Origin of the sequence: uncultured Lutibacter sp. (assembly GCF_947493565.1) — a bacterium.
Classification (GTDB): Bacteria; Bacteroidota; Bacteroidia; order Flavobacteriales; family Flavobacteriaceae; genus Lutibacter; species Lutibacter aestuarii.
This window is the reverse complement of sequence record NZ_CANLRG010000003.1, coordinates 185,054-211,809: the sequence shown is the minus strand read 5'-3', so window position 1 is coordinate 211,809 and position 26,756 is coordinate 185,054. Positions and strand designations below refer to the sequence as shown.

The following is a 26,756-nucleotide window of genomic DNA, read 5'->3' as shown; positions in this document are numbered from 1 at the left end:
GAGAGTAAAGCAAAGACCGACCAAAGTACCGTGCTCTCTCTCTTTATTTATGAATTAATTAATTAAAAAATGTTTAACTAACTAACATGCAAATTTATGAAAATTAAATTAACCAATCGGTTTTTCTATTTCAGAAAAATCCTATTAATGAACCTTATGAGAACTTTTATCTTACTATTTTGTTCCACGGTTTTTAGTTTTACTTCTGGAAGCCTTTTATCACAAAATGCAAAAATTACAATTGACAGTGATAAAACAATCACAGTAGATGAAGTTTTCGAAATAATTAAATCACAAACAGATTATACATTTCTTTACCAAGAAAATTTGTTTAAAAACTTACCAAAAGTCAAAGTTGAAAAAGGAGTAATTAAAGCTAATACTCTTTTAAAAATGAGCTTACCACCAGGTGTTTTTGATTTTGAGTTTACTTCAAGTAATAGCATTATTATAAAACAAATTATAACTATTGATGAAACTGAGAGTTTTGGAAAACAACAAATAATTAGTGGTGTTGTTACCGATGGTAATAATGTGCCATTATTTGGAGTTACCGTGTTAGTCAATAAAAATGAACGAGGTACAGCAACCGATATGGATGGTAAATATAGCATTCAAGCAAAAGAAGGAGATATTATCAGCTTCAGTTATGTAGGTTTTACCAATCAAGAATTTACATTGACAGCTGACCAAACTACACTCAATGTGGTTTTAAAAGAAAATGCTGCTGAATTAGAAGAAGTTGTATTGATAGGTTATGGTAGCCAAAAAAGAAAAAACATAACAGGGTCGGTGACAAAAGTTGATCTTAAAGAGTTACATAAACTCAACTCAACAAGTATTGACAATGCATTGGTGGGTAAGGCTTCTGGAGTTTATGTTGTTACTTCATCTGGAGCACCAGGTTCATCAGCAGCTATAAGAATTAGAGGGATAACTTCAATTTTTGGTAATAATGAGCCACTTTATGTAATAGATGGTGTTCCAATTGAAATAGGTCAAGGATTAGGAAATTCTTATTATTCACAAAATTCTTCTAGCTCACTTTCGCCTTTATCATCAATAAATCCACAAGATATTGAGAGTATTGATATTTTAAAAGATGCTTCTGCAACAGCTATATATGGATCTAGAGGTGCAAACGGTGTTGTAATTATAACCACCAAAAAAGGAAGTTATTCTTCTGTGCCAAACATTAGTTTAAGCACAAGAGGAAGTGTTTCTAAATTTACTAAGGAATACTCCATGTTAAATGCAAATCAATTTCATGATATAGTTAAAACTGCTTATGAAAATGCAGGAAGTGATTTGCCTGAAGATGATCAATTATACCCTTATGGTGAAGATGTTAATACCAATTGGCAGGAAGCAACTGCACAAGACGCTTTTGATACTAATTATTATTTAAACGCCAATGGAGGTTCTATTAATGGTGGATCTCTTTATTCATTATCAGCGAGTATAAATGATCAAAAAGGAGCTATTTATGGTACTGGTTTCAAAAGAAATAATGTAAGAACAAAACTTGAAACTAAATTGTCTGAAAAACTTAGAGTTGGTACTAACTTTAATTATAGTGATTCTAACAATAAAGGTAGTAATACTACATTTTATTACCAAACTATAAAATATAGACCAGATGTTCCTATTTATGATGAAGAGGGGAATTTTGGAGCAGATACTGGAGGAGTACAATCTAACCCTTATACAAAAGTTCGTTACCCTTCTTATGTAGATAGTAAAAACTTAATGATTTCGTTGTTTGGTGAATATGAATTAATGCAAGGATTAATGTTTAAATCTACCTATTCATATACAACTGCAAATAACAAAAGTTTTAGATATACTCCTAGTCACGATGTCTTTGAGTTACGAAACAACCGTAAAGGAACTTTAAACCAAACAGATTCTCAATTTTCATCTAGAATTTTAGACAATACATTAACGTACAATAAGAGCTTTGATAAACACGATTTTAATTCTGTTTTAGGGGTATCATATACACAAAACAAAAGTGAGTTTTCTTCAATAAGAGCTACAGATTTTCCTGATGATAACGTAATGGTTACACCAGGAGCAGCTTCAAATTTAAGTTTATCTAGCGGAGGAACAATTAGTGGTTTATCTTCCTATTTTTTAAGAGCAAATTATAATTTTGATGATAGATATTATGTAACGTTTACTGGTAGAGCAGATAATTCTACCAAATTTGGACCTAATAATCAATGGGGATATTTCCCGTCAGGAGCTTTAGCTTGGAGAATTTCTAGAGAAGACTTTTTAAAAGATATTGAATTTATTAACGATATTAAATTGCGTGCTTCTTATGGTAAAACAGGTTCTGCTAACTTTGCAGATTTTCAATACGCAACATTTTTTAGCTCTGGAAGCTTTTACAATAACAATAATGGAGTAGTTTCTAATACCATTCCAAATCCAGACATTAAATGGGAAACTACCAATCAGCTTGATATAGCTGTTGACTATTCATTATTAGATAGAAGAATTAATGGTTCTTTAGGATATTTTCATAAAAAAACCTCAGATCAAATTTTATATAGAGATGTAATTCTTGAAACAGGAGGAAGCAGTCAATATTCAAATATTGGAGATTTTCAAAATAAAGGATTTGAATTCCAAGTAGGTGTTGAAATTTTTTCAAATGAAAAATTTCAATGGACAACAGAATTAAATTTAACTACTATAAAAAGTAAAGTTTTAAAACTAAATGGAGGTTACTATAATAATTTGGTTGAAGGAGAATCAATGAGTTATTTTTCGGGCTATAAAGTAGCAGGAATTTTCCAAACTCAAGCAGAAATTGATGCTTTAAATGCTACTTCACCAGAAGGAGTGTATCAATCATCTAATACTGCTCCTGGAGATTTTATGTTTGTGGATGTAAATGATGATGGATTTATTGGTGATGATGATAATACCATTATTGGAAATGCTGAGCCAGACTTTTTTGGAGGCTGGAACAATATTTTTAGATTTGGAAACTTTGAAGTATCTACCTTGTTTAACTTTAGCGTTGGTAACTACTTATATAATTCAAATAAAAAAGACCTGCTAATTTTTAATAATTATTCTAGCAATTATTCAACTGGAATTTTAAATGCTTGGACACCAGACAATACCAATACTAATATTCCACGTTTAGTTTCAAGAGATCCAAATAATAATAGAAGAGATTCAGATTTCTTTATAGAAGATGCTTCATTTTTTAAATTAAAAAATATTAATATAACTTATAAGTTTAATCCAAAATTATTAGAAAAGTTATTCATTCAACGTGCTAGTGTCTCATTATCAGCTAGTAATGTATTTGTAATAACAAAGTATAGTGGTTTAGATCCAGAGGTTAATTATGGTGCTGCTAGTAATTTTAATCAAGGTTACGATAGTGCTTCATATCCACCTGTTAGTACAATTTCATTAGGGTTAAACTTAAATTTATAAAATTATGATACAAATTAAATATATTAAACATATACTGACAGTTACAGGAATTTTAATGTTCACATCTTGTAATTTAACAGATGTTACAGATGTAGATCCTGTTTATCAAATATCTGAAGACAAAGTAATAACAAATATAGATCAGGCTCAAACTGCTTTATATGGAACTTATGGAGCACTAATTGATGGAGCTTCATACATAAGTTATACACCAGCAATAACTTCAATGATGGGATTAACTATGAAACCTGGAGTTTGGGGTGGAGGAACTGAAAACTCATTTTTTAAGAATGATGTATTGTCGGATAATTATTATCTTGAATTGATTTATACAGATATGTATTTCCTAATCAACAATGCCAATCATGTAATTACTAAAACTGAAAAATTAGAAACGGAAGATGCTAGAAAGAATGAAATTGTAGCAGAAGCCAAGTTTTTAAGAGCATTATCAAACTTTTATTTATTAAGACTTTGGGGAGAATTTTTTGATGAAAATTCTACAAATGGAATAGTGCTTAAAAAAGAACCAATTGTAAGTGCTAATCCACAAGCAAGAGCATCAGTTGCAGAAACCTACAATTTAATTTTAGAGGATCTGGAGTATGCAATTCAATATGCACCTAGTTTTTCTGATACATTTTATGCTTCAAGTATAGCAGCTAAAGCTTTAAAAAGTAAAGTACTTTTATATAAAAAAGACTATAGTAATGCAGCACAAGCAGCCTTAGAGGTAATTAACTCTAATGAGAGAGAATTAGAAGATACATTTTCTGATATTTTCACTAAAAAAATTATTGAAACTAAAGAAGCTATTTTTCAAACTCCTTTTGATAATTCAAATGACAGAAATAATAAAGCCTTTATGTATAGAGCTTATTTTGGAGTTTCTGATTATTATATAAGTCAAATGGAAGATGATGCTAGATATGAAGCAGCAATTGCTTATACTTCATCTGGAAGTGCAAGAAACAATAAATTTAACAATTCAGTTTATAACGGAGTTCCATTAACTGCTGATACTGAATATTTCCTTCGTTTAGGTGAAATATATCTTATTTATGCTGAAGCAGTTTTAAGAGGAAATGATGATATTGATGAGGCTTTAGATGCTTTAAATAACATTAGAGAGCGAAGCGAAAATATTTTAATTTCATCTACTAATAAAGATGAAATATTAGAAGCCATAAGAGTTGAAAAAGTACTTGAACTTGGAGCCGAAAGTGGTGAAGAATGGTATGATTTAGTACGTTATCATAAAGAGGGCAATATAGATATTAACACTTACAAAGAAATCTCTTCTGATAGTAAATTAATACTTCCATTACCAATACAAACAGTACAATTATCAGAAGGTTTAATTAATCAGAATCCAGGCTATTAATGAAAAATATATTTTATATAATTTTAGTGGGAATCATATTTTCTTGTGCTCAAGAAAAAAAAGAACTCCCTAAAGCTATCGATTTTAGAAATGGTACTTTTAAAGAGTTATTAGCAGTAGCTGAAAAAGAAGATAAACTTATTTTTATTGATTGTTATACTTCTTGGTGTGCACCTTGTAAATGGATGGATAAAAATGTTTTCGTCAATGAAAATGTCTATTCTTTCTACAATTCAACATTTATCAATTATAAAATTGATATGGAAAAAGGAGAAGGACCAGAATTGGCAAAGAAATACCAAGTAAGTTCATATCCTACATATCTTTTTATAAATTCTAAAGGAGACTTAGTACATAAGTCAACTTCAAGAATGAGTGTTGAAGAGTTTATAACTGTAGGTGAAAATGCTATAGATCCAAGTAAAGCTTTTGGAATTTTGACTGCAAAATATGAGCAAAACAAAATGTCGAATGATGAAATGCTTAATTACGCTATTTCTCTACAAAAGATGAGAATTAATACAGCTGATGAAGTTTTGGACAAGCTAATGTTAAAAGTAGATGATGAGTGGTTGTTATCTTTATCAGGTTGGAAACTAATAGAGAGCTTTGTTTTTGATGAAAATTCTAAATTATTTAATGTATTAAACTCTAATAAAGAATACTTTATTTCAATAACAAATAAAAAAACTGTTTATAAAGTTTATCAAAGAATTTTACAAAGAAAGATGTATGCTTCAACAAATGAGCAAAATGAAACCTTGTTTTTTCAACAGTTAGATTCTTTAAAAAAATTAACAGATAAGGCAAGGGATATAGCCATACTTCATTGTAATTATTATGCTAAAGCAAACGATGCTGATAAATTTATAAAAATTTCCAATTACTATGTAGATAACTTTTTAACGGATGATCCTGAAACAATTGCATTTATTGCTAGAAGCGTTTATAGAAAGTCTTTTGAAGAGAGCCCTAAAATTCTTCTTCAAGCAGCTGAGTTAATAACAAAGGCTTATGAAATGAATCCAAACGATTATGGAACCGTTAGTACTTTTGCACAAATACAAGGTATTGTGGGAAATAAAGAAGAAGCAATTAAAGCAGGAGAATTAGCTGTAAAAATGGCTGATACTATAAGTAGTAAAGTTAAAAAAAGAGCTTTACAAAACTTAAAAGAATTAAAAGAGAAACAATAATTTTTCATATTTGAGTTAATGAACCGCTTTATTTAATTTATTTAAATGGGCGGTTTCTTTTTGTGAAAATTACAATTTAAAGCAATCTATAACAATTAAAAAATACACATGAAAAAAATTATCTACGGAATATTAATTTTTAGCATCCTTTCTTGTAAAAAAGAAGAAATAAAAGAGTATGTACTTTTTTCAGGCAATATAAAAAATAGTACAGCAAACGACTTAATAATAATGAGTAGTAATTCAACTTTTAGAGACACTATTAAAATTTCAGCTAATGGAACTTTTAAAGATACTTTAAAAATTGACAATGGAACACACTTAATTTCATATGGGAAGCTATTTACACGAATTTATTTTGAACAAGGAACTTCTTTTGAAGTAAATTTTGATGCAAATAACTTTAGAGAGACTTTAACATTTTTAGGTGAAAACCCTCATGAAAATAATTACTTATTACAAAAGCAAGAAAAACAAAGCGAGCTAATTGGTAAAAGAAATGATTTTTATGCGTTAAATGAAGATGAATTTAAAACAAAATCAAAAATTATTGAAGAAACTCTTTTAAGAGAAATAAATAAGAATAAAACAGTTTCTGAAGCATTTAAAGAATTAGAAAAAAAGAATATCAAATATGAACATTTAAATAGATTGAGTTCATATGAGAAGTCACATGCATACACAACTAAAAATCCAGATTTTAAAGTATCTAGTGAGTTTTTACAAGAAATCAAAGATATTAACTATTTTAATGGGGAAGATTTTCTTTTTTCTAATAATTATAAAAGGTTAGTAGATAAGTATGTAGAGTCTAAAACAAAAGAGCTAATTGAAAATAATTCTGAAGCTGAAGATATCGTTAAGTTAAAAGTAATTGCTGAAATTCCTAACGAAGTTATTAAAAATAATCTTTTGTATAAAGAAGCCAAATATGGAATAACATACACTTACGATTTAGAAGCATATTATACAATATTTAATAATGCATCAAGTAACCCAATATACAAAAGCGAAATCACTGAAAATTATAAAAAATTAATTAAGGTTGCCAAAGGTAAGCCTTCTCCTTTATTTGAAAATTATGAGAATTATAATGGAGAAACTACATCTTTTAATGACCTTAAAGGAAAATACCTTTATATAGATGTTTGGGCAACTTGGTGTGGACCTTGTAAAATTGAAATACCACACCTAAAAAAGATTGAAAAACTATATCATAATAAAAATATCGAATTTGTAAGTATATCAATAGATAAACAATCTGATAAATTAAAATGGAAAAAGATGGTTGAAAAAGAGCAACTAGGAGGTGTTCAATTATTAGCGGATAAAGATTGGGACTCTCAATTTGTTAAAGATTATTTAATTAAAGGGATTCCACGATTTATTTTAATTGATCCACAAGGGAATATTATTACAGCAAATGCCCCAAGACCCTCTGAAAATTCATTAATTGATTTATTTAATGAGTTAGCTATTTAAAAATTAATTAAATACGCTCCTCAATCCATTTTTTAAAATCAAAAAAGTTTTGGGGAGCTACTCCATGTCCTACTGGATATTCTTGATAACTATTTTTAATTTTTAATTGATTTAAAAACTGAGGTGATTTGTTTGCCCATTCTACAGGAATTACTTGATCTACAGTTCCGTGTGAAATAAAGAAATCTAATTTAGAATAATCTTTTAAAGTCAAATCAGATGGTAGTAACTCTGGGTTTACATAACCACTTAAAGCAATAATTTTTTGAACTTTTTCAGGATAATTTAAAGCTACAGCATAACTTAATATGGTTCCTTGGCTGAACCCTAATAAAAATGTTTTTTCAGGAGTTATTTTATATTCATTCTGAATTTCATCTATAAAAGAGGAAATCAAATCTCTCGCTGAAATTGCTTCTGGGATATCTGAAAACTTACCAGCATCAGCTGTAAAATTTATAGTATACCAAGAATAGCTTCCAAAGCCTAAATTTTGAGGGGCACGCGCACTTATAATAATTAACTCTTCTGGTAGCTCAGTAGCAAAAGAAAATAAATCTTCTTCGTTGCTACCGTACCCATGTAATAAAATTAATAGCGGAGTGTTTTCTGTAATTTGATTAGGTTCTCTTGAGATATAGTCGAGTGATAATTTTTTCATAAAGTAATATAAAAGTCGTGCTGTTTGGCACGACTTCAAAAGTAAGTTTTAATATATGATTACGCAATTCCTTTAAACCAATCTTGAAATAAATCTCCAATTAAAGGTATCTTTTTCTCTTCACCTTGTGCAGCTCCAACAAGTCCAATAATCCAAAATACAAATAAAATTAGGCTGATAGGACCTGAAATCCAGTAACCTCCAAACCTTCCAATAATAAATATATTTACCACATAAAATACGGTTAGCCCTATAGTTTGTCTGATGTGAAAAGAAGCAAAGGAGTTTCTTTTATCATTATTCATAATAAACGCAATTAAAGTACCTATCCAAGTAATGTAACTTATAATTGCCATTGTTTTACCTTCTTTAACTGTGAAATTTTCCATTTTAATATATTTTTTAGTTGAAGTAATTATTCTATTTAAAGTACCATTTTATTATTTGAAATTACACCATAAACTTTCCCATTCATAAGTTTGTTTAAAAAGATAGAGTTTTTTGACGTAGAAAGTATATTTTCTTCTTTAAAACTATAATTATGTTGAGGGTTAAATAATGTTAGATTTGCCTTTTTCCCAATATTTATTGAGGTATTATCAATCCCAAATCGTGTTCTTGGATTCGAAGTTAAAGCTTTGATTAATACGTCTAAATTTATAATGTTATTTAAAGCGCCAAATAAACTTTCTAATCCAATAGTTCCAAATTTAGCACTCTCATATTCTACTTTTTTATGTTCAATATCAATGGGGTTGTGGTCACTTGTAACCATATCAATTGTTCCTTCATTTAAACCTTTAATTAAGGCTTTAGTATCTTTTAAAGTTCTTAAAGGAGGTAGTACTTTTGTATTAGAATCAAAGTGATGTAATTCTTCATCTGTTAATGCCAAATGATGAGCGGAAACACTGCAAGTAACATTTAGTCCTTTCTTTTTAGCTTCTTTAATAAGTTTTACTGATTTTTTTGTAGAAATGGTTGGGATATGTAATTTTCCACCGGTGTATTCTAACAAAAATAAATCTCTTGCAATTTGTAGTTCTTCAGCTAAAGCAGGAATTCCTTTCAATCCTAATTTAGTACTATTTACTTCTTCATTAACTAAACCAGAAGTAGCTATAGAATTGTCTTGAGGGAAACTTAAAATTAAACCATCAAAATTTTGAGCATATTGTAAACCAATTTTTAATAAGTTAGCATTGTTGATAGGTTTATTATAGTCTCCAAAAGCAATAGCTCCAGAGTTTTGCATATCAAATAATTCTGCAATATCATCACTTTTAGCTCCTTTGGTTAAGGCTCCAATAGGGTATAAGCTAGTTGCAAAATTAGCTCCTTTATTTTTAAGAAATTCAATCGCAGATTTGTTATCAACTATTGGATAGGTATTTGGGTTAACTGCTACGGCAGTAAAACCACTTTTTGCAGCAGTAATTAAACCATTTTCAATGGTTTCACGTTCTTCAAAACCAGGCTCTCCAAAACATACACTTGAATCGAACCAACCTTGTGAAATATGAAGGTTTTCTATATTTATTTCTTTATAATTCTTCGTGTTTTTTAAAGAATCTTCTATTTGAGTAATTTTTCCATTTTCAATTAAAAGATCTTTAGTTTGGAGGTGAAACGGACTAGAACTATCAATAATTATTGCAGATTTTAAGAGTACATTCATATGTTGAAATATTTTAATATAAGCATTTCAAGAAACAAAAATAGTATAGAAAATGCTAAAAACCATTTAAAAAGCCAATTGATTTTCCCTTGATTGGAAATTTCATCAAAAACTTGTTCTGTAGAAGTTGTTACCTCAACGTTTGGATTGTTATTTGATAATTTTTGTAAATCTAAATATTCAAGTTCGCTTTCTTGTTTTGGATAGTTGAATGCCAGTGTTTTAATCTTGGAATTGTTATATGAAACCGAATAAAAACCACTTTTTAAAATTTGGTTTTGTAAGTTTAAAATTACTTTATTTTGAAACGCATTTTGAAGCGGAATAAATTCAGTATCACCATTAGACATTTTAAGTATTTGATCTTTTCCAATAGTTGAATAAATTGGAATTTCATTTTCTGAAGTGATATAATAATACAAATTAGTGGGTTGTAAACTATGTTTGGCAAAGTTGTAAAAAATAGGCACAACTAAAGGAGATTGTATAAAGTTTGAAATATTGATGTTTAATGGAGAATTAAATAAATAAAATGAACTATTGTTTGTGGTGCTTGATGAAACAAAAGGCTTGTTAGAATCTAAATTTACAACAGCTGTACTATTGAGTAAGTTGGTTGAGTATTGTAACGAGGTTTTAGGATATTTAAAATTTGAGATTCGTTTTTCAAATACATTTTTTACAATTGGATGCTCATAATTAATGGTTGTTACAAAATGTTCATTTTCAATTTTTGAACCTATAGAGCCTAAAGCTAATTTATTTAATAAATTATTATAAGTGGCTATTTCGCTATCTTTTGAAGGAATTACTACAATATTTCCTCCAGTATTAAAATATTGTTGTAAACTACTTATTAATTGTGTTGGAATTGAAACTAATTCATTTAAAATAATTAAATGTTGATGATTAAAAATGTTATAATTTATCTGTTGTATAGTTTGATGCTTATAATTAAATTCATCAAGGGTATAAATTTTTTTCAAAAATGAAGAGTTTTCTCCAATGGTTAATACATTTATTTTTTCGGGATTTGTAATGGTAAAAAAGAAATCGTTATCAAATTCTAAACTAGAATCCTGAAGTGTTAATTTGCCATTAAAATTTTGTTCTTTTTTAACACTAAATTCAATAGTACTTTTATTTGAATTACTAAAAACAGCGGTTGTTTTACCAATTAAAGTTGAATTATTAAAAAGAGAAACAGTAATTTTTTCAGAAGTATTTTTGGTACATTTAATAATTGCATTAATTGTTAAGTCTGTTAATAAGTTGTCTTCAACGTATACACTATCAATAAAAAAGTTAATGTTATTTTTGGGAGTTACTTTTAATAAATTTGTTGAAGTGTTATTGGATGTAAAGTTTAATTTGTTGTTTAAATTAAATTTCTGAAAATCAGAAATTAAAATTGACTTATGTATGGTGTTAGGTTGGTTAGAATTTACTTGGTTTAATTTCAATAAAACAGTATTTAAATCAATTTTATATGGAGAATATTTGATAGAAATAAGGTTATTTTTTAAACTGGTTTCATCTAAACCTTTGAAATAATTATCATTGGTAAGTATTGATATTCTGTTATTTTTTTGATGAGTATTTTCAATAATCTCTTGTGCAATGCTTTTTAAGAGCTCACCCGATTCTCCTTTAGCTTGCATGCTATACGAATTATCTAAATAAATACTGGTTTCAAAATTTTGTTGAGTTGTGTACTTTGAAAAGTAAGGTTGTGAAAAAGCGATAATTATACAGCTAAAGGCTAAAATTCGAGTAATTAAAGTTAACCACTTTTTTAACCGAGCACTTTTGCGAGTTTGTTGTTCAATTTTTTTTAAAAATTTAACATTAGTAAAAGGAACTTTTGCAAATTTTTGTAATTGAAATAAATGAACAATTATTGGAATAATTACTAAAAAAAGTGCGTATAAAATTTCCGGATGCTTAAACTGCATTGTTCAAAAAGATTTTTCAAAGATATTAAATTACAAGTAATTTATGCAAAATAGTTTTTTAAAATCCCTAAAGCATAATGACTGGCTATAGTATTGGCAAATTTTGGAAAATCTATGGTTGCATTGTCATTTGCTTTATCAGAAATTATTCTAATGATTGAGAAGGGAATTTGATATTCATAACAAACTTGGGCAACAGCAGCACCTTCCATTTCAACACAACATGCCGAAGGCAACCAATTATTTAATTGTTTTATTTTTTCAATAGATGAAATAAATTGATCTCCACTAGCAATATCTCCTTCAATTACTTTTGGCTGAGTAATTTGAAATTTTAAAGCATCATGAACAGTTATGAATTGATGATACGAATTTAAAAAATTGTTGGCGGCTTTTAAAAGTTGCTTTGTGTTGGATGTTTCTAAATATTTTTTTCTTAAAATAGGAATTTCAAATTTTTCAAATAGTGGACTGGCATCCATATCATGTTGGTATAAGTTTTTGCCCAAAACAATATCTCCAATATTTAATTTTGAATTAATAGCTCCGGCTACACCAGTAAAAATAATTTCATCAACATCAAAGTCATTAATAAGTTGTGTTGTTGTTACTGCAGAAGCTACTTTACCCCAACGAGAAAATACCAATACCACTTTTTTATTAAATAGGGTTCCAGAAAAATAAGTTCTCATTCCTTTTTCTGTAGTTGTAACGTTCTTAAGTTCGTTTAAAAGTGCTTGAATTTCTTCTTGCATTGCACTTATAATTCCTATTTTAATCATTTTTTATTTTAAAATTGAAAACTTATTTTGTGAGTACCAAGCTAACTTTGATTGCTGTGAAGGTTTGATAATTTTGTTTTTGCAACAATAAGTCCATCCTTCATTTCTAATTTACGATCAGCCATATTTGCTAGTTCAGAATTATGAGTAACTATCACAAAAGTTTGATTGAATTTATTGCGAAGTTCAAAAAATAATTCGTGTAAATTTTTTGCAGAAGCGGAATCTAAATTTCCACTAGGTTCATCAGCAAAAATCACATCGGGGTTGTTAATTAAGGCTCTTGCAACCGCAACCCGTTGCTGTTCACCACCTGAAAGTTCGTTGGGTTTATGGTTCATTCTTTCAGATAAACCTAAAAAGCTTAAAAGTTCTTTTGCTTTTACTTCCGTTTCTTTTTTTTGTTGACCTCCTATATAGGCTGGAATACACACATTTTCCAAAGCAGTAAATTCTGGTAGTAATTGGTGAAATTGAAATATAAAACCAATATGTTTATTTCTAAACTTTGATAAATTTTTGTCTTTTAAATTTAATAAGTCTGTAGTGTTTATTGATAGTGTTGAAGTTTTGTTTAAATGTGGTTTGTCTAAAGTTCCTAAAATTTGTAGCAAAGTTGTTTTACCTGCTCCAGACGGACCAACTATAGCTACTATTTCTCCTTTTTTTATAGATAAACTAACACCTTTTAAAACTTCTAAATCGCCATAAAATTTGTGAATATTTTTTGCTTCAATCATAGTGTAAATTAATGTTGTGAAAATACACAATTAAATTAAACTTACAACCAAGTTTTAAGTTTGTTATAATCTAAATAATAGATAAGCTTTAAAGAAATATTATTAACTACAGGCTCTTTAAAAAGGTTGTCTAAGTTTTCTTTAAATTTTAAATGAGATAAATCATCTTCATTAAAAATTGAATTTCTGTATAATGCAACCAGTTGACTTCCAGGAGCAAACTCCCAAGTGTAGCTTAAGTCAAAATTCCAAATATTATAATTAATATCGTGATTTGCCGTATAATCACTTTCAGTTAAAATACCATCTTCTTCTAGTAAATAAAACTGAGTTTTATATTCAACAGGTGACCAATAGTGACGGAATGTAAGGTTAAGAGCTGATTTAATACTGAAATTATATTTTCCAGATATAGCATTTGTAATAGATTTGGTATCTCTTTTTCCAAAAATAATAGTTCCATCTTCCAAATCATTCACGTATCCTTTATCGTTGGTATCTTTTGAATATTCTAATTGATAAACAAAGGATAATTTATCATTTACTCTAAAACGTGGGGAAAAACCAGTATTGATAAAATAGTTATCATCATTTATTCTTTTAGAAATAAAGATGTTGGCATCTATGGCAAATTTTTTCCTGTAATCAGTAGAAATCCATTGATTTGAAGCAATTCTTCCAGGTTTTTTATAATAGCGATTTTCAACTCTAGGTTCATAATAATCATATTCATTTCCTATAATTGTTTGAAAATTACCACCAAAGGCAAGTTTTGTTTTTTTGGTGTAAAAATTATAATTAACCCCAACAGAGTTACTGGTATATTTATTGGGTTTGTACAGATAATCTAAGTCAGCCCAAAAAGTAATGCGATAATCATCAAATTTTTCAGTAGGTTCAAAAACCCTATAGCTTATGTAAGACTCAAAATTGCTAAAATTATTTCTTCTTTGAAAGCCTAAATCATTTTTATTAAACTTTTTATCTTCTAAGTGGTGTTCAATTCCCCATTGCCAGTTACCACTAATTTCTCTAAAAGCAATATCGGTAAAAAAGCCATTTGTTTTTTCGCCAAACTCGTTTATATAACTCATACCAACACCACCTTCAATTTTAAAAATATTTGCTTTATTGGTGAGGTCAAAAAGTAGTGCTGAAACATTGGCATCTCTAAAAGATCCTTCTCTGAAAACATTTGTGTTGATAAAGCTTACAGATGAATTTTTGTTGAATTGTTGATCTAAAACGAGTACGTTATAATTAGCAAAAGGTTCGGTTATAACTTCTCTAACTTCTTGCGTATTTTTATCTTGTATCCTTGTAACGGTTTTTTCGGTAATTGCATTAAAAAAGCCAATGCCTAGTCCATTTTTTGTTCTTCCTGAAATTTTTAAAGCATTTAACATTTTAACATTTGAAGGTGCTTCTAAAATTTCTTCATTTTCGAGTAATTCTTCTTCCTCAACATAAGTAGAAGGAGAATTTCCAACTCTTCGAGAATAGAATAAGTTTCCTTTGCTAAACAATTCTGTCCCTTCTGTAAAAAAAGCTCTTTTTTCAGAATATTGCTGTTCAAAAGGTCCTAAATTTAAGGTTACATCATCAAAAGCAGTTTGACCAAAATCTGGAATTAAAGTAGCATCTAAAGTAAAGCTTTCACTAATTCCGTATTTAACATCCATTCCTAAGCTAGTATTAACTTCATTTTCACCATCATAAGTAGTGAAAGCAATTGAAGAGTAGGGAGAAAAACTTAATCTAATAGGAGGAGAAATATTGGAAATACCTTTTAAAATTCCAGCATATTGTTGAATATTACCTTTGGTTTTGTCAATAGGATTCCATACAAATTGTTCTTTAGTATTTTGTATTCTTCTGTGAAAATTTAACCCCCAAGTTTGGATTTCTTGGTTTGAAAAACGCAAGGCGGAATATGGTATTTTTACTTCAACTACCCATTTTTCATCATCAAGCTTTACAGCACTTTCCCAAACACTGTTCCAACTAAAATCTTCATTATTAATGGTAGCTTTGGCATCACCTTGGTTTCCTGTTGCTTGAATAAAAAATTCGGTATCATTCTGTCCATCATTTAATGGATTTAACATAATTCCAAACCAATCAACCTGAGCAAAATTATCTCTAGTTGCAGATTCAAAAGCAATATTTTTTATATCATCATCATATAAAAAAGCCCCAAAATAAATGGCTTCATCATCATATACAACTTTAACTTCTGTCTTTTTTCCAGGATATTCTTTATCACCATTTCCAGGTCTAAACATCACAAAGTCTTTTGCTATTTGTGCTCCAAACCAAGCATCATCATTCAAAACGCCATCTATTTTTGGAGGTGTAGTAATTCGTCTAGTAATTAAATTTTTTTTATTTTCTTGTGCTGAAATAAGGATGCTATAAAATATGGCAAAAAGCCAAAAAAAATTTTTCATAAACTATGATAGTTCTATTATGTAAAATAATTATGCTAAAATATTTAACATATTTTGTAACCAATCATAAATAAATGTTAATAATGAGTTAATGGTATTGTTTTATGAAAATAATTTAATTATAAATTTGTTGAGTAAATAATCTGAAAATTAAGTTAATGTAACCAATGTATGAAGCTGTAAAAACTAAAAGTATTGCAGCAGATAATAGTAGAGCAGGGGTTAAAATAACGGATTTTAAAAAGATTTTTTTCATGAGATTTAAAGTTTAAAGTAGTACTATATGCTACATTAAATTTAAATTATTTTAAAGGCTTTTCACTGTAGTTTAAACAATTAAATTAAAGTGTTTTCAAAGTAATATTCAATAGTTTAGAATGTAATTTTCAACTTATTAAAATTGTAATTTTTGAAATTGAAATTTTATCAAATTTTTGTAAAAAAATAAGCAACACTATTTATTTAAGTAACTTAATTAAGGTTATTTCAAAACTTTTTAATAATTCATCTAAATTTTAAGTTTTGATTATTACATTTGTGAATATTTTTTAAAATAATATTTCTAATGAATTTACACGAATACCAAGGAAAAGAGTTGTTAAATAGTTTTGGCGTTAGAATACAACGCGGTATAGTTGCTAATAATCATAAAAAAGCTGTAGAAGCTGCAAAACAATTAACTGCAGAAACTGGTACAGGTTGGTGGGTTGTTAAAGCACAAATTCACGCTGGAGGACGTGGAAAAGGTGGCGGAGTTAAATTAGCTAAAAATTTGCAAGAAGTAGAAACTATTTCTGAAAATATAATTGGAATGATGTTAAAAACACCTCAAACACCTCCACAAGGAAAAAAGGTGAACCAAGTTTTAATTGCTGAAGATGTCTATTATCCTGGAGATAGTGAACCAGAAGAATATTATATGTCGGTTTTATTAAATAGAGCAACCGGAAGAAATATGATTATGTATTCTACTGAAGGGGGAATGGACATTGAAACTGTTGCAGAAAAAACACCTCATTTAATTTTCACAGAAGAAATTGATCCTTTATTAGGATTAATGCCATTCCAAGCGCGTAAAATTGCTTTCAATTTAGGGTTGTCTGGAGCTGCATTAAAAGAGATGATTAAGTTTGTAACATCGTTATATACTGCTTTTGTAAAATCTGACTCTTCATTATTTGAAATCAATCCAGTATTAAAAACTTCAGATGATAAAATATTAGCAGTTGATTCTAAAGTTACTTTAGATGATAATGCATTATTTCGCCATAAAGATTTAGCAACTTTAAGAGATTTACGTGAAGAAAATGAAATTGAAGTAGAAGCAAATGCTGCAGGTTTAAACTATGTTGATTTAGATGGAAATGTAGGGTGTATGGTTAATGGTGCAGGTTTAGCGATGAGTACAATGGATTTAATTAAACAATCTGGAGGAGAGCCTGCTAACTTTTTAGATGTTGGTGGTACTGCTGATGCAAAACGTGTTGAAACAGCCTTTAGAATAATTTTAAAAGATCCAAATGTAAAAGCTATTCTAGTGAATATATTTGGAGGTATTGTGCGTTGTGATAGAGTAGCACAAGGAGTTATTGATGCCTATAAAAACATGGGTGATGCTATTAAAGTTCCAATAATTGTACGTTTACAAGGTACAAATGCAATTGAGGCAAAAGAGTTAATTGATGCTAGTGGTTTAGACGTAATATCTGCTACTGAGTTTCAAGAAGCTGCAGATAAAGTTCAAGAAGTTTTGGCTTAAAGACAAAAACTTACATAACAAAAGATAAAGAAACTCTCAAATAAATGAGAGTTTTTTTATGCTCAAAAATTAACCATAAAATTACGGTAACTTTTGTTGCTAAAGCTATTTTAAACCTTTATGAATTCATTACGTCAAATCTAGTATAAAATAATTTACTTATGAGAAAAATGATTTTAGTAACTGTAATTGTGTTTTTGGCTATAACAGTTGGTTGTACTAATGATAATAATGAAAATTCTATAATTGATATAGTTTTAACACAAGATGAAATTAATGATTTACTTTTTTTAAGAGAAGAAGAAAAATTAGCAAGAGATGTTTATTTGTATTCATATGATAAATATGGAACTATTGTATTTAACAACATTGCCTCTAGCGAATCTTCTCATATGAATAGCGTATTAATTTTATTAAATAAATACAATATAGAAGATCCTATATTGGAAAATAGAGGAGAGTTTAGAAACACTACACTTCAAAAAATTTATAATGATTTAATTGAACTCTCCGATATATCATTATTAGAAGCTTTAAGAGTTGGTAATATTATTGAAGATATGGATATTAAAGATTTAACTTTAAATGAAAGTAGAACTGAAAAAATAGATTTATTAAGTCTGTATGATTTCTTAAAATGTGGTTCTCAAAATCATTTAAGAAATTTTAATAATCAGTTAATTTCAAATGGAGGAAATTATGTTCCTGAATATCTTACACAGATAGCATTTGAGACTATAGTGAATAGTACAAATGAATGGTGTGGTTTTAATTGATTAGTTTTTAGAAATTAAATAAGTTATTTTTGTAGTTGTTATATAAAAAGCTATAAAGTAATTTGGTGGAATCAGCTAGAATTCAACAGCATGTTGCTAGTGAATATTCTAATTAAAATGTAGCTATAAAAAAACACCTTTGTAATTACAAAGGTGTTTTTTTATGTATAAAAGTATATTTATTAAATATCTTCAAAATTTACATCGGTAAAACTTTCTGTACTTGAAGAGGCTTCGTTTAATTCAGAAGGTCTTTTAAAATCTTTTTGGTGACGTTCAGAGATCACTTCTTCACCTTTTTCATTTAAAATATAATCAGTTGCAGCTTTTAGCATCTCATTAAATTCATTAAAATCTTCTTTGTATAAGTAAATTTTGTGTTTTTTGTAATGGAAAGATCCATCGTCATGTGTAAATTTTTTACTCTCGGTAACAGTTAAGTAATAGTCATCTGCTTTTGTAGCTCTTACGTCAAAAAAGTAGGTTCTTCTTCCTGCTCTAAGAACTTGAGAGAATATCTCTTCTTGTTCTAAATGTTCTTTGTCATTCATAATTAACTTTCTATATTTAGTAATCTTTTTTTTAGATTTATTCACAAATCTATAAAATTATTTCAGTTATTTAACAATTTTTAAATTTCTTTTTCTAAAAGTTGTTGTTCGTAGAGTTCTTTATAATATCCATCAATATTAACTAGCTCATTATGTGAACCTTTTTGAATTATTTTTCCATCTTCTAAAATAATAATCACATCTGCATTTTTTACAGATGATACTCTATGACTAACAATTAAAGTAGTTTTATTTCTACTTATTTTATGAAGATTGTTCAAAATTATTTCTTCAGTTTCGGTGTCAACTGCAGAAAGGCAATCATCAAAAATTAAAATATTAGGATTTTTTATAATTGCTCTAGCTATTGAAATACGTTGTTTTTGTCCTCCAGATAAAGTTACACCTCGTTCACCAACATAGGTGTCATATCCTTTATTAAACTCAATAATGTTATGATGAATATATGCGTCTTTAGCTGCTTGTTCAATTTTAGCATTTGAGGCATTTTCATCTCCAAATTTGATATTGTTTTTGATGGTGTCAGAAAATAAAAATGCTTCTTGAGGAACAAAACCAATATTTTGACGTAAGTTATTTAAGTTTAGTTGCTCAATATTAGTACCATCAATTAATATTTCTCCAGTATCAACATCGTACAAACGAGCAATTAAATTGATGATGGTGGATTTTCCGGAACCAGTATTTCCTAAAATGGCTAATGTTTTTCCTTTTTCAAGTTTAAAACTTACATTTTTTAAAGCGGTAATATTGGTGTCATCATAAGTAAATGTAACATTTTTAAACTCTATGGTTCCTTCAATAGTTGAAGGTTGTTCTTGATTGTTTTTTATTTCGGGTTCATGTTTTAAAAATTCATTAATACGTTGTTGAGAAGCCTCAGCTTGTTGTACTATTGAAGTTACCCAGCCAACTACTGCAACGGGCCAAGTTAACATGTTTACATACATAATAAATTCTGCAATAACACCTAAAGAGATCGTGCCTTCAATATAACGCATACCTCCAATATATATGACTAAGATATTGCTTAAACCTATCAATAAAATCATTAATGGGAAAAATAGGGCTTGAGCTTTAAATAAATTGATGTTTTTATCTTGTGCTTCATTTGCTAATGTTCCAAATTCAACCATTGTTTTATGTTCAATTCCATAAGATTTTAAAATACTTATTCCAGAAAATGTTTCTTGAGCATTAGCTGTTAACTTAGATAAATATTGTTGAACTATGGTACTTCTTTTATTAATAACTCTACTTAAAATATAAATTGAAATCGATAAAATTGGGAGTGGTAGTAAGGTGTAATTAGTTAATATTGGGTCAATATTATACATTTTTATAATTGCTACTACAAACAGTACTAGCATATTAATAGAGTACATTATTGCTGGTCCAAAATACATGCGAACTTTACTAACATCTTCACTAATTCTATTCATTAAATCACCTGTTTGATTTTGTTTGTAAAAGTTTAGGGATAAACGTTGATATTGTTGGTAAATCTCATTTTTTAAATCAAACTCAATTAATCTAGACATTACAATAATTGTTTGTCTCATTAAAAAGGTGAAAAAACCAGCTAAAAGTGCGGCCCCAACAATAAGTAAAATATTATTTAACAACTGGGCTTTAACAATTGGCAAATCAGAAACAATCCCATTTGTATAGTCTTCAGCAATGTTAACCGACTGCCTAATAAGTTGTGGTACTTGTAAAGCTAAAAATTTAGAAGCAACAGTAATTATAATTCCAATTAGTAATCTGTATTTATATTTAAAAAAGTATTTGTTTAAGTATTGTAAGGCTTTCATAAAAGAATTAAGGGCAATCAATTTTAAAGCACGAAGATACATTATTAATATTTTAATTTCGGTATTTTAAGATAGAATTAACTTTACTTAAAAAATGAAAAACACTGCTCATTTTATAAAAAATAATACTATTTTTGCCGTGTTAAAAACAATTTTTTCAAAGTTCTTTAAATGATAAATAGAAGACATATTAGAGTTAAAGTAATGCAATCGGTTTATGCTTTACTACAGTCTAAAAGTGACAACTTAACAAAAGAAGAAAAGTTCTTATATGCAAGTATTGATAAAATGTATGATTTATATGTTTTATTAATTCGTTTACTTGTTGAAGTTAGAAATATGGAAAAAAACCATATTGAAATTTCTAGAAAAAAGTTTTTAGCAACTTCAGAAGATTTGAATCCAAATATTAAATTTATAAACAATCAAGTTTTTAATACCTTAAATGAAAGTGTTTCATTAAATGAGTATTTAGAAACTAAAAATTTAAATTACTGGACTTTAGATAACGAGTATATCACAGAAATTTGGAAACAAATTAAAGAAAGTGAGTTGTATGCTACTTATATGAACTCTAAACATTCAAATTTTCAAGAAGATAAAGAGTTTGTAGTGGCTATTTTTAAAACTATTGTAGCTCCTAATGAAAAATTAGCTGAGTATTTTGAAGATAAAAATATAAGTTGGTTAGATGACATTCCTTTTGTAAATACTTGGATTGTAAAATCATTAAATCAATTAAATGTAAATCAATCTTTTCAACTTGGGAAGCTTTATAAAGATGAGGACGATAAAAAGTTTGTAGTAGATTTGTTTAGAAAAGTAGTGTTAAAACACACTGAATTTGAAAAGGAAATTGAAGATAAAACACCTAATTGGGATTCAGATAGGATTGCTGAAGTTGATATGATATTAATTAAAATGGCTATTTGTGAGTTTGTAAATTTCCCTTCAATTCCAACCAGAGTTACTATTAATGAATATATTGAAATAGCCAAAGATTATTCAACCAATAAAAGTAGTTACTTTATAAATGGAGTATTAGATAAAATTTTAAAAGATTTTACAACTTCAAAAAGATTGAATAAAATAGGGAGAGGATTATTATAATTTTTTACTTTTACTGAAATTTACTTATTATGAAAAAAATTACGATTATTTGTGCAACTTTATTAAGTGTAGTTTTTATTTCTTGTAACGACAGTGCTACCAAAAAAATAAAATCTACTAATTTAGAAACTGCTAAAGAAAGAGATGAAATCATTAGCCTTGGAGGACCAGTTATAGAGTTTGACAAAATGGAATTTGATTTTGGTACCATTACAGAGGGAGAAATAATAGATGGAACTTTTAAAATTTCCAATACAGGAAAAACAGATTTATTAATTATAAATGCAAAACCATCTTGTGGATGTACTGTTCCAGAATGGCCAAAAGAACCTATTAAACCAGGAGCTTCAGCCGAACTTAAATTTTCTTTCAATTCTAATGGAAGAGTAGGTAAACAGCATAAAACCATAACTTTACAAACAAATACTGAAAAAGTTACAGAAATGTTACGTATTAAAGGTACGGTAACAGCAAAAAACTCATAAATATTAATATACTTAAATAAATAAAATGTATACAACAATTTTTTTACAAACAGGAGGAGGAAGTACTTTAACGGGAATGTTGCCTTTTTTATTAATGTTTGTGGTGATTTATCTTTTTATGATTCGCCCACAAATGAAACGTGCAAAAAACGAAAAACAATTCCAGAGTTCTATAGCTAAAGGAAATAAAATAGTTACTACTAGTGGTATTCATGGTAAAATTGTTGATATTGTTGATAGTGATAATACTGTAATAATTGAAACAGGAGCAGGTAAAATTAAATTTGAACGCTCCTCAATTTCTATGGAGCTGAGTAAAAAATACCAACCAGCTATAGAAAAAAAATAAGAAATTTTTATATGATTTAAAGTGAGCCATTGAGCTCACTTTTTTTGTATATTTATTTTTTAATTTATACTATGAATGCAGCAGCAAAACAAGCTAAATTATCATTAAAAAATAATAGAAAATTTAAAATATTTTTATTTTTTTTAATATTAACTTCTATAATTTGGTTGTTAATTGAGTTGTCTAAAACTTATACAAGCACAGTTAATTTTAAAGTTGAATATAGAAACTTACCAAAAGATAAGTTATTACAAAGTAAGCCGATAGTTAATTTAGAAGGAGTATTAAAAGGTCCTGGATTTTCGTTATTAAAACATAATATTATTCATAAAAAACTTCTTATAAATTTAAAAAGTATTACTAAAGGCGAAAGGACTTATTATATTTTACCTAATAATCAGCTTCAAAATTTAAATGCTCAGTTAACAGGAGATATTGAGTTACTTAGAATTTTAAATGATACCATTTTTATTGATTTGGGTTTAAATATTTCAAAAAAAGTTCCTGTAGCTTCTAATGTTAGTATTGACTTTAAGTTAGGTTACAACTTAACAAATGAATTAATGTTTTCTCCAGATTCTATAGTAATTACTGGCCCTAAAAATAATATAGATTCAATTAAAGAAATTCAAACTAAAGCAATTTCATTAAAAGATATTTATAAAAATATTGATCTTGATATAGCATTAATACTACCACCCAAAACTAGTAATGTACAATTATCTGAAACTAAGATACATGTTAAAGCAGAAGTTGATAAATTTACAGAAGGCAGGTTTTTATTACCTGTTGAAGTAATAAATGTTCCTGACAGTTTGAAAATTAATCCTTTTCCAAAAGAAATTGAAGTTATTTATCAAGTAGGTCTTTCAAATTTTAATAAAATAAATAAAAATAGCCTATCCATTGTTTTTGATTATAAGCAATATGAAAATGATTCTTTAGTAAAGTATCTAACTCCTGTTATAAAACAAAAAAGCGAATTTATAGCTTCAATTAAAATTAATCCTAGACAAATTGAATTTTTAATTCAAAAATAAGGATATCATTTATTGAAAATTTTATAATTAAATAAATTTTATGAAAATAATTGGTTTAACTGGCGGTATTGGGAGTGGTAAAAGTACTGTTTTAAAGATGTTTAAAGAATTAGGTGTCGATACATATGTTGCAGATGTAGAAGCAAAAAAAATAATGAATTCTGATAAAGATTTAATTCGTCAAATTTGTGAAGCATTTGGAGAGAAAACCTATGTAAATGGTGCTTTAAATAATTCATATCTAGCTTCTTTAGTATTTAATAATAAAGAGAAATTAACTCTTTTAAATGGTTTAGTTCATCCAAAAGTTAAAGAACATTTCAATGCTTTTATACAAACTTCAACTTCAAAATTTATAATTTATGAAGCGGCAATTTTGTTTGAAAGTGGTAGTTCTAAATTTTGTGATTTAATCATAACTGTAATTGCAGATTTTAAAGATAGATTAGAAAGAATACAAAAAAGAGATAAAATTAGTGAAGCACAAATTTTGGAAAGAGTTAATAATCAACTAGATGACAATTTTAAAATTAAACATTCAAATTTTGTGATTAAAAACACTAATTTAAATGCTACAAAACTGCAAGTAAAAACTATTTTTGAGCTTATTTCTAAAACTTGCAGTAACTAAAATATTTCTTAAAATACTGTTAAAAAATTATAGAATTTGTTAACTTTCGTTAAAATAAGTTGTTATAAGTGTTAAAAGTTTAAATTTGAGTAATGGGGAAGAGGATATTTTTGCTCATCATTGTATTAATGAGCATCGCTTTAATTGGGATTATATCAGTACAAGTATTTTGGATAAAAAATACCATTCAAATCACAGAAGAGCAATTTACCTCTAATGTTAGATTTGCTTTGGCAAAAGTATCTGAAGATATACGTCAAAGAGAGTTTAATGATTTTTATAACAAATTTGCGGATACGTATAAAGAAGGTCAAGAGTTAAATAAATCCGATATACGTAATTATATTTTTGAAAAGGTTGACACTACAAAAAATGAAAGGTTTACCTATTCTCAAAGTATCATTGAGCAAAATTATAAAGTTCCAACAGAGTTCTTTGAAAATGATTCAATATTCTTTAAAGAAATTTTCAGCAAAGAAGAATTTGTAATTCAAAAAGATATTTTAGGTAGTGGAAAAGAAGAATTTGAAAATTCTCCAGAAGAGAGAGTAACTAAAATTGGAAGATTTCCTAAGGCAGAAAAAGCTTATTTAGAAAGAGATTTTGATGTATACACAAGCAGATTACCTATACATCAAAGAGTAAGCAATAATGAAATTACAATGCGCTTAGATAGGGAACTTAAACAAAAAGGGATTGAAACGGCTTTTAAATATGGAATTTATAGTAATGGTTTAGCAACACAAGTTAAATCTGGTTATTTTAGTAAAGAAGCAGGGAAAAGTTATATGGTGCCAATGTTTGCTGATGCTGATGGAAATAGTAATTTTAAGTTGTATGTGTCTTTTCCTGAAAAGAAGAATTTCATTCTTTCTTCAATTTCAAAAATATTGGCATTATCAGCTATTTTTATTTTAATCATTATAATGGCATTTGTCACAGCGTTGTATCAATTAATTAGACAAAAACAAATTTCAGAAATAAAAACTGATTTTATTAATAATATGACCCACGAGTTTAAAACACCTATTGCAACTATTAATTTAGCTTTAGATGCAATAAAAAACCCTAAAATAGTTGAAGATAAGGATAAGGTGTTACGTTATGTGAAAATGATTCGTGATGAAAATAAAAGGATGCATGCACAAGTTGAAAATGTATTAAGAATATCTAAGCTTGAAAAAAATCAGTTAGATGTTAGTAAGGAAAAAGTAGATATACACGACATTATTGAAGAAGCAGTAACGCATGTAGAGCTATTGGTTAAAAATAAAGGAGGCTATATAAAAGTTAATTTAAAAGCAAGTTTAACGGAAATATTGGCAAATCATTTTCATTTAACTAATGTAATTGTTAATGTTTTAGATAATGCAATTAAGTACTCGTTAGAGGCACCTAAAATTTCAATTTTTACTGAAAATACAGCTAAAAGCGTTACAATACAAGTTAAAGATCAGGGAATTGGAATGAATAAAAATGTTCAAAAAAATATATTTAAAAAATTCTATAGAGAAGAAACAGGAAATATTCATAATGTTAAAGGGCACGGTTTAGGGCTCTCATATGTAAAAAAAATAGTAGAAATTCATCAAGGTATCGTGTATGTTGAAAGTGAAAAAGGAGTTGGAAGTACTTTCACCATAAAGCTACCTTTAATTTAAATAATAATATGGAAAATAATAAAATTTTATTAGTTGAAGACGATCCTAATTTTGGAACCGTTTTAAAAGATTACTTATCGTTAAATGATTATAATGTTACTTTAGCAAAAGATGGATTAGAAGGATTAATTATGTTTAAAAATGATGAATACGACTTGTGTATTTTAGATGTAATGATGCCTCGAAAAGATGGATTTTCTTTAGCTAAAGACATTAGAACTGCCAATGCAGAAGTGCCAATTATTTTTTTGACAGCTAAAACTATGAAAGAAGATGTTTTAAAAGGTTACCAAGCTGGAGCAGATGATTATTTAAACAAACCTTTCGATTCGGAAGTACTTTTATATAAAATTAAAGCAATACTTCAACGTAAAGAAACTGAACAAGATGTTGAAGAAGATACTTTTGAATTTAAAATTGGAAAATTTGATTTTAATTCTAAATTACGCCATTTATCATATAGTGGAGAGGAACCTCAAAAGTTATCACCTAAAGAAAGTAAATTGTTAAAAATGCTAGCGACTCATATCAACGATTTAATGCCAAGAGAATTGGCTTTAACTAAAATATGGAGAGATGATAATTATTTTACGTCAAGAAGTATGGATGTATATATAGCCAAGCTTAGAAAATATTTAAAACAAGATGAAAATGTAGAAATTCTCAATATACATGGAGAAGGCTTTAGGCTAATAGATAAATCATAAATTAAAAAACCTGCTTAATTAAGCAGGTTTTTTTATATTTAGACAATTAATTTATGTAAAAA

23 protein-coding genes are annotated in these 26,756 nt (G+C 27.7%); 13 read left to right on the top strand and 10 right to left on the bottom strand.

Going from position 1 to position 26,756, the window contains the following annotated elements; translation table 11 throughout:
- The first annotated feature begins 96 nt into the window (after positions 1–96).
- From Q0714_RS04650 to Q0714_RS04635, 4 genes are all read left to right on the top strand, one after another.
- The gene (locus Q0714_RS04650; protein WP_298263145.1) at positions 97–3,462 is read left to right on the top strand and encodes a TonB-dependent receptor; all 3,366 of its coding nucleotides are present in this window, start codon (positions 97–99) and stop codon (positions 3,460–3,462) included.
- Positions 3,463–3,466: 4 nt separating this feature from the next.
- Entirely contained in the window at positions 3,467–4,846 is a 1,380-nt protein-coding gene (locus Q0714_RS04645; RefSeq protein WP_298263144.1) for a RagB/SusD family nutrient uptake outer membrane protein, read from the top strand.
- Complete coding sequence (locus Q0714_RS04640) at positions 4,846–6,042, top strand: DUF255 domain-containing protein (protein WP_298263143.1); 1,197 nt, start codon at positions 4,846–4,848, stop codon at positions 6,040–6,042. The genes Q0714_RS04645 and Q0714_RS04640 overlap by 1 nt, the downstream gene beginning before the upstream one ends.
- 108 nt (positions 6,043–6,150) lie before the next feature.
- Positions 6,151–7,524 (top strand): TlpA disulfide reductase family protein, encoded by a 1,374-nt coding sequence (locus Q0714_RS04635; protein ID WP_298263142.1) that lies wholly within the window; start codon positions 6,151–6,153, stop codon positions 7,522–7,524.
- A 7-nt stretch (positions 7,525–7,531) separates the two neighbouring features.
- Here Q0714_RS04635 and Q0714_RS04630 read toward each other — a convergent pair whose 3' ends face one another.
- The 8 genes from Q0714_RS04630 to Q0714_RS04595 all read right to left on the bottom strand — a co-directional run bounded on the left by Q0714_RS04630 (position 7,532) and on the right by Q0714_RS04595 (position 16,046).
- On the bottom strand, positions 7,532–8,185 hold the full coding sequence (locus tag Q0714_RS04630; RefSeq protein WP_298263141.1) for an alpha/beta fold hydrolase: 654 nt from the start codon (positions 8,183–8,185) through the stop codon (positions 7,532–7,534).
- 59 nt (positions 8,186–8,244) lie between these two features.
- Entirely contained in the window at positions 8,245–8,574 is a 330-nt protein-coding gene (locus Q0714_RS04625; protein WP_298263140.1) for a hypothetical protein, read from the bottom strand.
- A gap of 35 nt (positions 8,575–8,609) precedes the next feature.
- Positions 8,610–9,863, bottom strand: a complete 1,254-nt coding sequence (locus Q0714_RS04620) for a dihydroorotase family protein (RefSeq protein WP_298263139.1) — start codon at positions 9,861–9,863, stop codon at positions 8,610–8,612.
- Positions 9,860–11,818 (bottom strand): BatA domain-containing protein, encoded by a 1,959-nt coding sequence (locus Q0714_RS04615; RefSeq protein WP_298263138.1) that lies wholly within the window; start codon positions 11,816–11,818, stop codon positions 9,860–9,862. Before Q0714_RS04615 ends, Q0714_RS04620 begins: the two co-directional genes overlap by 4 nt.
- 41 nt (positions 11,819–11,859) lie before the next feature.
- Positions 11,860–12,600, bottom strand: a complete 741-nt coding sequence (locus Q0714_RS04610) for a 5'-methylthioadenosine/adenosylhomocysteine nucleosidase (protein WP_298263137.1) — start codon at positions 12,598–12,600, stop codon at positions 11,860–11,862.
- Positions 12,601–12,641: 41 nt separating this feature from the next.
- Positions 12,642–13,340, bottom strand: coding sequence for an ABC transporter ATP-binding protein (locus tag Q0714_RS04605; RefSeq protein ID WP_298263136.1), 699 nt, complete (start codon positions 13,338–13,340; stop codon positions 12,642–12,644).
- 41 nt (positions 13,341–13,381) lie between these two features.
- Positions 13,382–15,790 (bottom strand): DUF5916 domain-containing protein, encoded by a 2,409-nt coding sequence (locus Q0714_RS04600; protein WP_298263135.1) that lies wholly within the window; start codon positions 15,788–15,790, stop codon positions 13,382–13,384.
- Between the two features lie 115 nt (positions 15,791–15,905).
- Complete coding sequence (locus tag Q0714_RS04595; protein ID WP_298263134.1) at positions 15,906–16,046, bottom strand: hypothetical protein; 141 nt, start codon at positions 16,044–16,046, stop codon at positions 15,906–15,908.
- A gap of 309 nt (positions 16,047–16,355) precedes the next feature.
- Here Q0714_RS04595 and sucC point away from each other — a divergent pair, with 309 nt between their 5' ends.
- Positions 16,356–17,549, top strand: coding sequence for an ADP-forming succinate--CoA ligase subunit beta (gene sucC / locus Q0714_RS04590; protein WP_298263133.1), 1,194 nt, complete (start codon positions 16,356–16,358; stop codon positions 17,547–17,549).
- 161 nt (positions 17,550–17,710) lie between these two features.
- Positions 17,711–18,325, top strand: coding sequence for a DUF2202 domain-containing protein (locus Q0714_RS04585; protein WP_298263132.1), 615 nt, complete (start codon positions 17,711–17,713; stop codon positions 18,323–18,325).
- A 182-nt stretch (positions 18,326–18,507) separates the two neighbouring features.
- Here Q0714_RS04585 and Q0714_RS04580 read toward each other — a convergent pair whose 3' ends face one another.
- The gene (locus Q0714_RS04580; RefSeq protein ID WP_298263131.1) at positions 18,508–18,876 is read right to left on the bottom strand and encodes a PUR family DNA/RNA-binding protein; all 369 of its coding nucleotides are present in this window, start codon (positions 18,874–18,876) and stop codon (positions 18,508–18,510) included.
- A gap of 80 nt (positions 18,877–18,956) precedes the next feature.
- Positions 18,957–20,711 carry an ABC transporter ATP-binding protein gene (locus Q0714_RS04575; RefSeq protein ID WP_298263130.1) on the bottom strand — a complete coding sequence of 585 codons (1,755 nt, stop codon included), beginning with the start codon at positions 20,709–20,711 and terminating at the stop codon, positions 18,957–18,959.
- Positions 20,712–20,882: 171 nt separating this feature from the next.
- On the opposite strand from Q0714_RS04575, the gene nusB reads away from it, so the two are divergent.
- The 7 genes from nusB (at position 20,883) to Q0714_RS04540 (ending at position 26,694) form a co-directional block, all read left to right on the top strand.
- Positions 20,883–21,821: a transcription antitermination factor NusB gene (gene nusB, locus Q0714_RS04570; RefSeq protein WP_298263129.1), complete on the top strand. Its 939-nt coding sequence runs from the start codon at positions 20,883–20,885 to the stop codon at positions 21,819–21,821.
- A 29-nt stretch (positions 21,822–21,850) separates the two neighbouring features.
- On the top strand, positions 21,851–22,306 hold the full coding sequence (locus Q0714_RS04565; RefSeq protein ID WP_298263128.1) for a DUF1573 domain-containing protein: 456 nt from the start codon (positions 21,851–21,853) through the stop codon (positions 22,304–22,306).
- A 25-nt stretch (positions 22,307–22,331) separates the two neighbouring features.
- Positions 22,332–22,655 carry a preprotein translocase subunit YajC gene (gene yajC / locus Q0714_RS04560; protein ID WP_298263127.1) on the top strand — a complete coding sequence of 108 codons (324 nt, stop codon included), beginning with the start codon at positions 22,332–22,334 and terminating at the stop codon, positions 22,653–22,655.
- A 71-nt stretch (positions 22,656–22,726) separates the two neighbouring features.
- Positions 22,727–23,695, top strand: a complete 969-nt coding sequence (locus Q0714_RS04555) for a YbbR-like domain-containing protein (protein ID WP_298263126.1) — start codon at positions 22,727–22,729, stop codon at positions 23,693–23,695.
- 40 nt (positions 23,696–23,735) lie between these two features.
- Entirely contained in the window at positions 23,736–24,326 is a 591-nt protein-coding gene (coaE, locus tag Q0714_RS04550; RefSeq protein ID WP_298263125.1) for a dephospho-CoA kinase, read from the top strand.
- A gap of 128 nt (positions 24,327–24,454) precedes the next feature.
- Positions 24,455–25,987, top strand: coding sequence for a HAMP domain-containing sensor histidine kinase (locus Q0714_RS04545; RefSeq protein WP_298263124.1), 1,533 nt, complete (start codon positions 24,455–24,457; stop codon positions 25,985–25,987).
- 8 nt (positions 25,988–25,995) lie between these two features.
- Positions 25,996–26,694, top strand: a complete 699-nt coding sequence (locus Q0714_RS04540) for a response regulator transcription factor (RefSeq protein ID WP_298263123.1) — start codon at positions 25,996–25,998, stop codon at positions 26,692–26,694.
- The last annotated feature ends 62 nt before the right edge of the window (positions 26,695–26,756 follow it).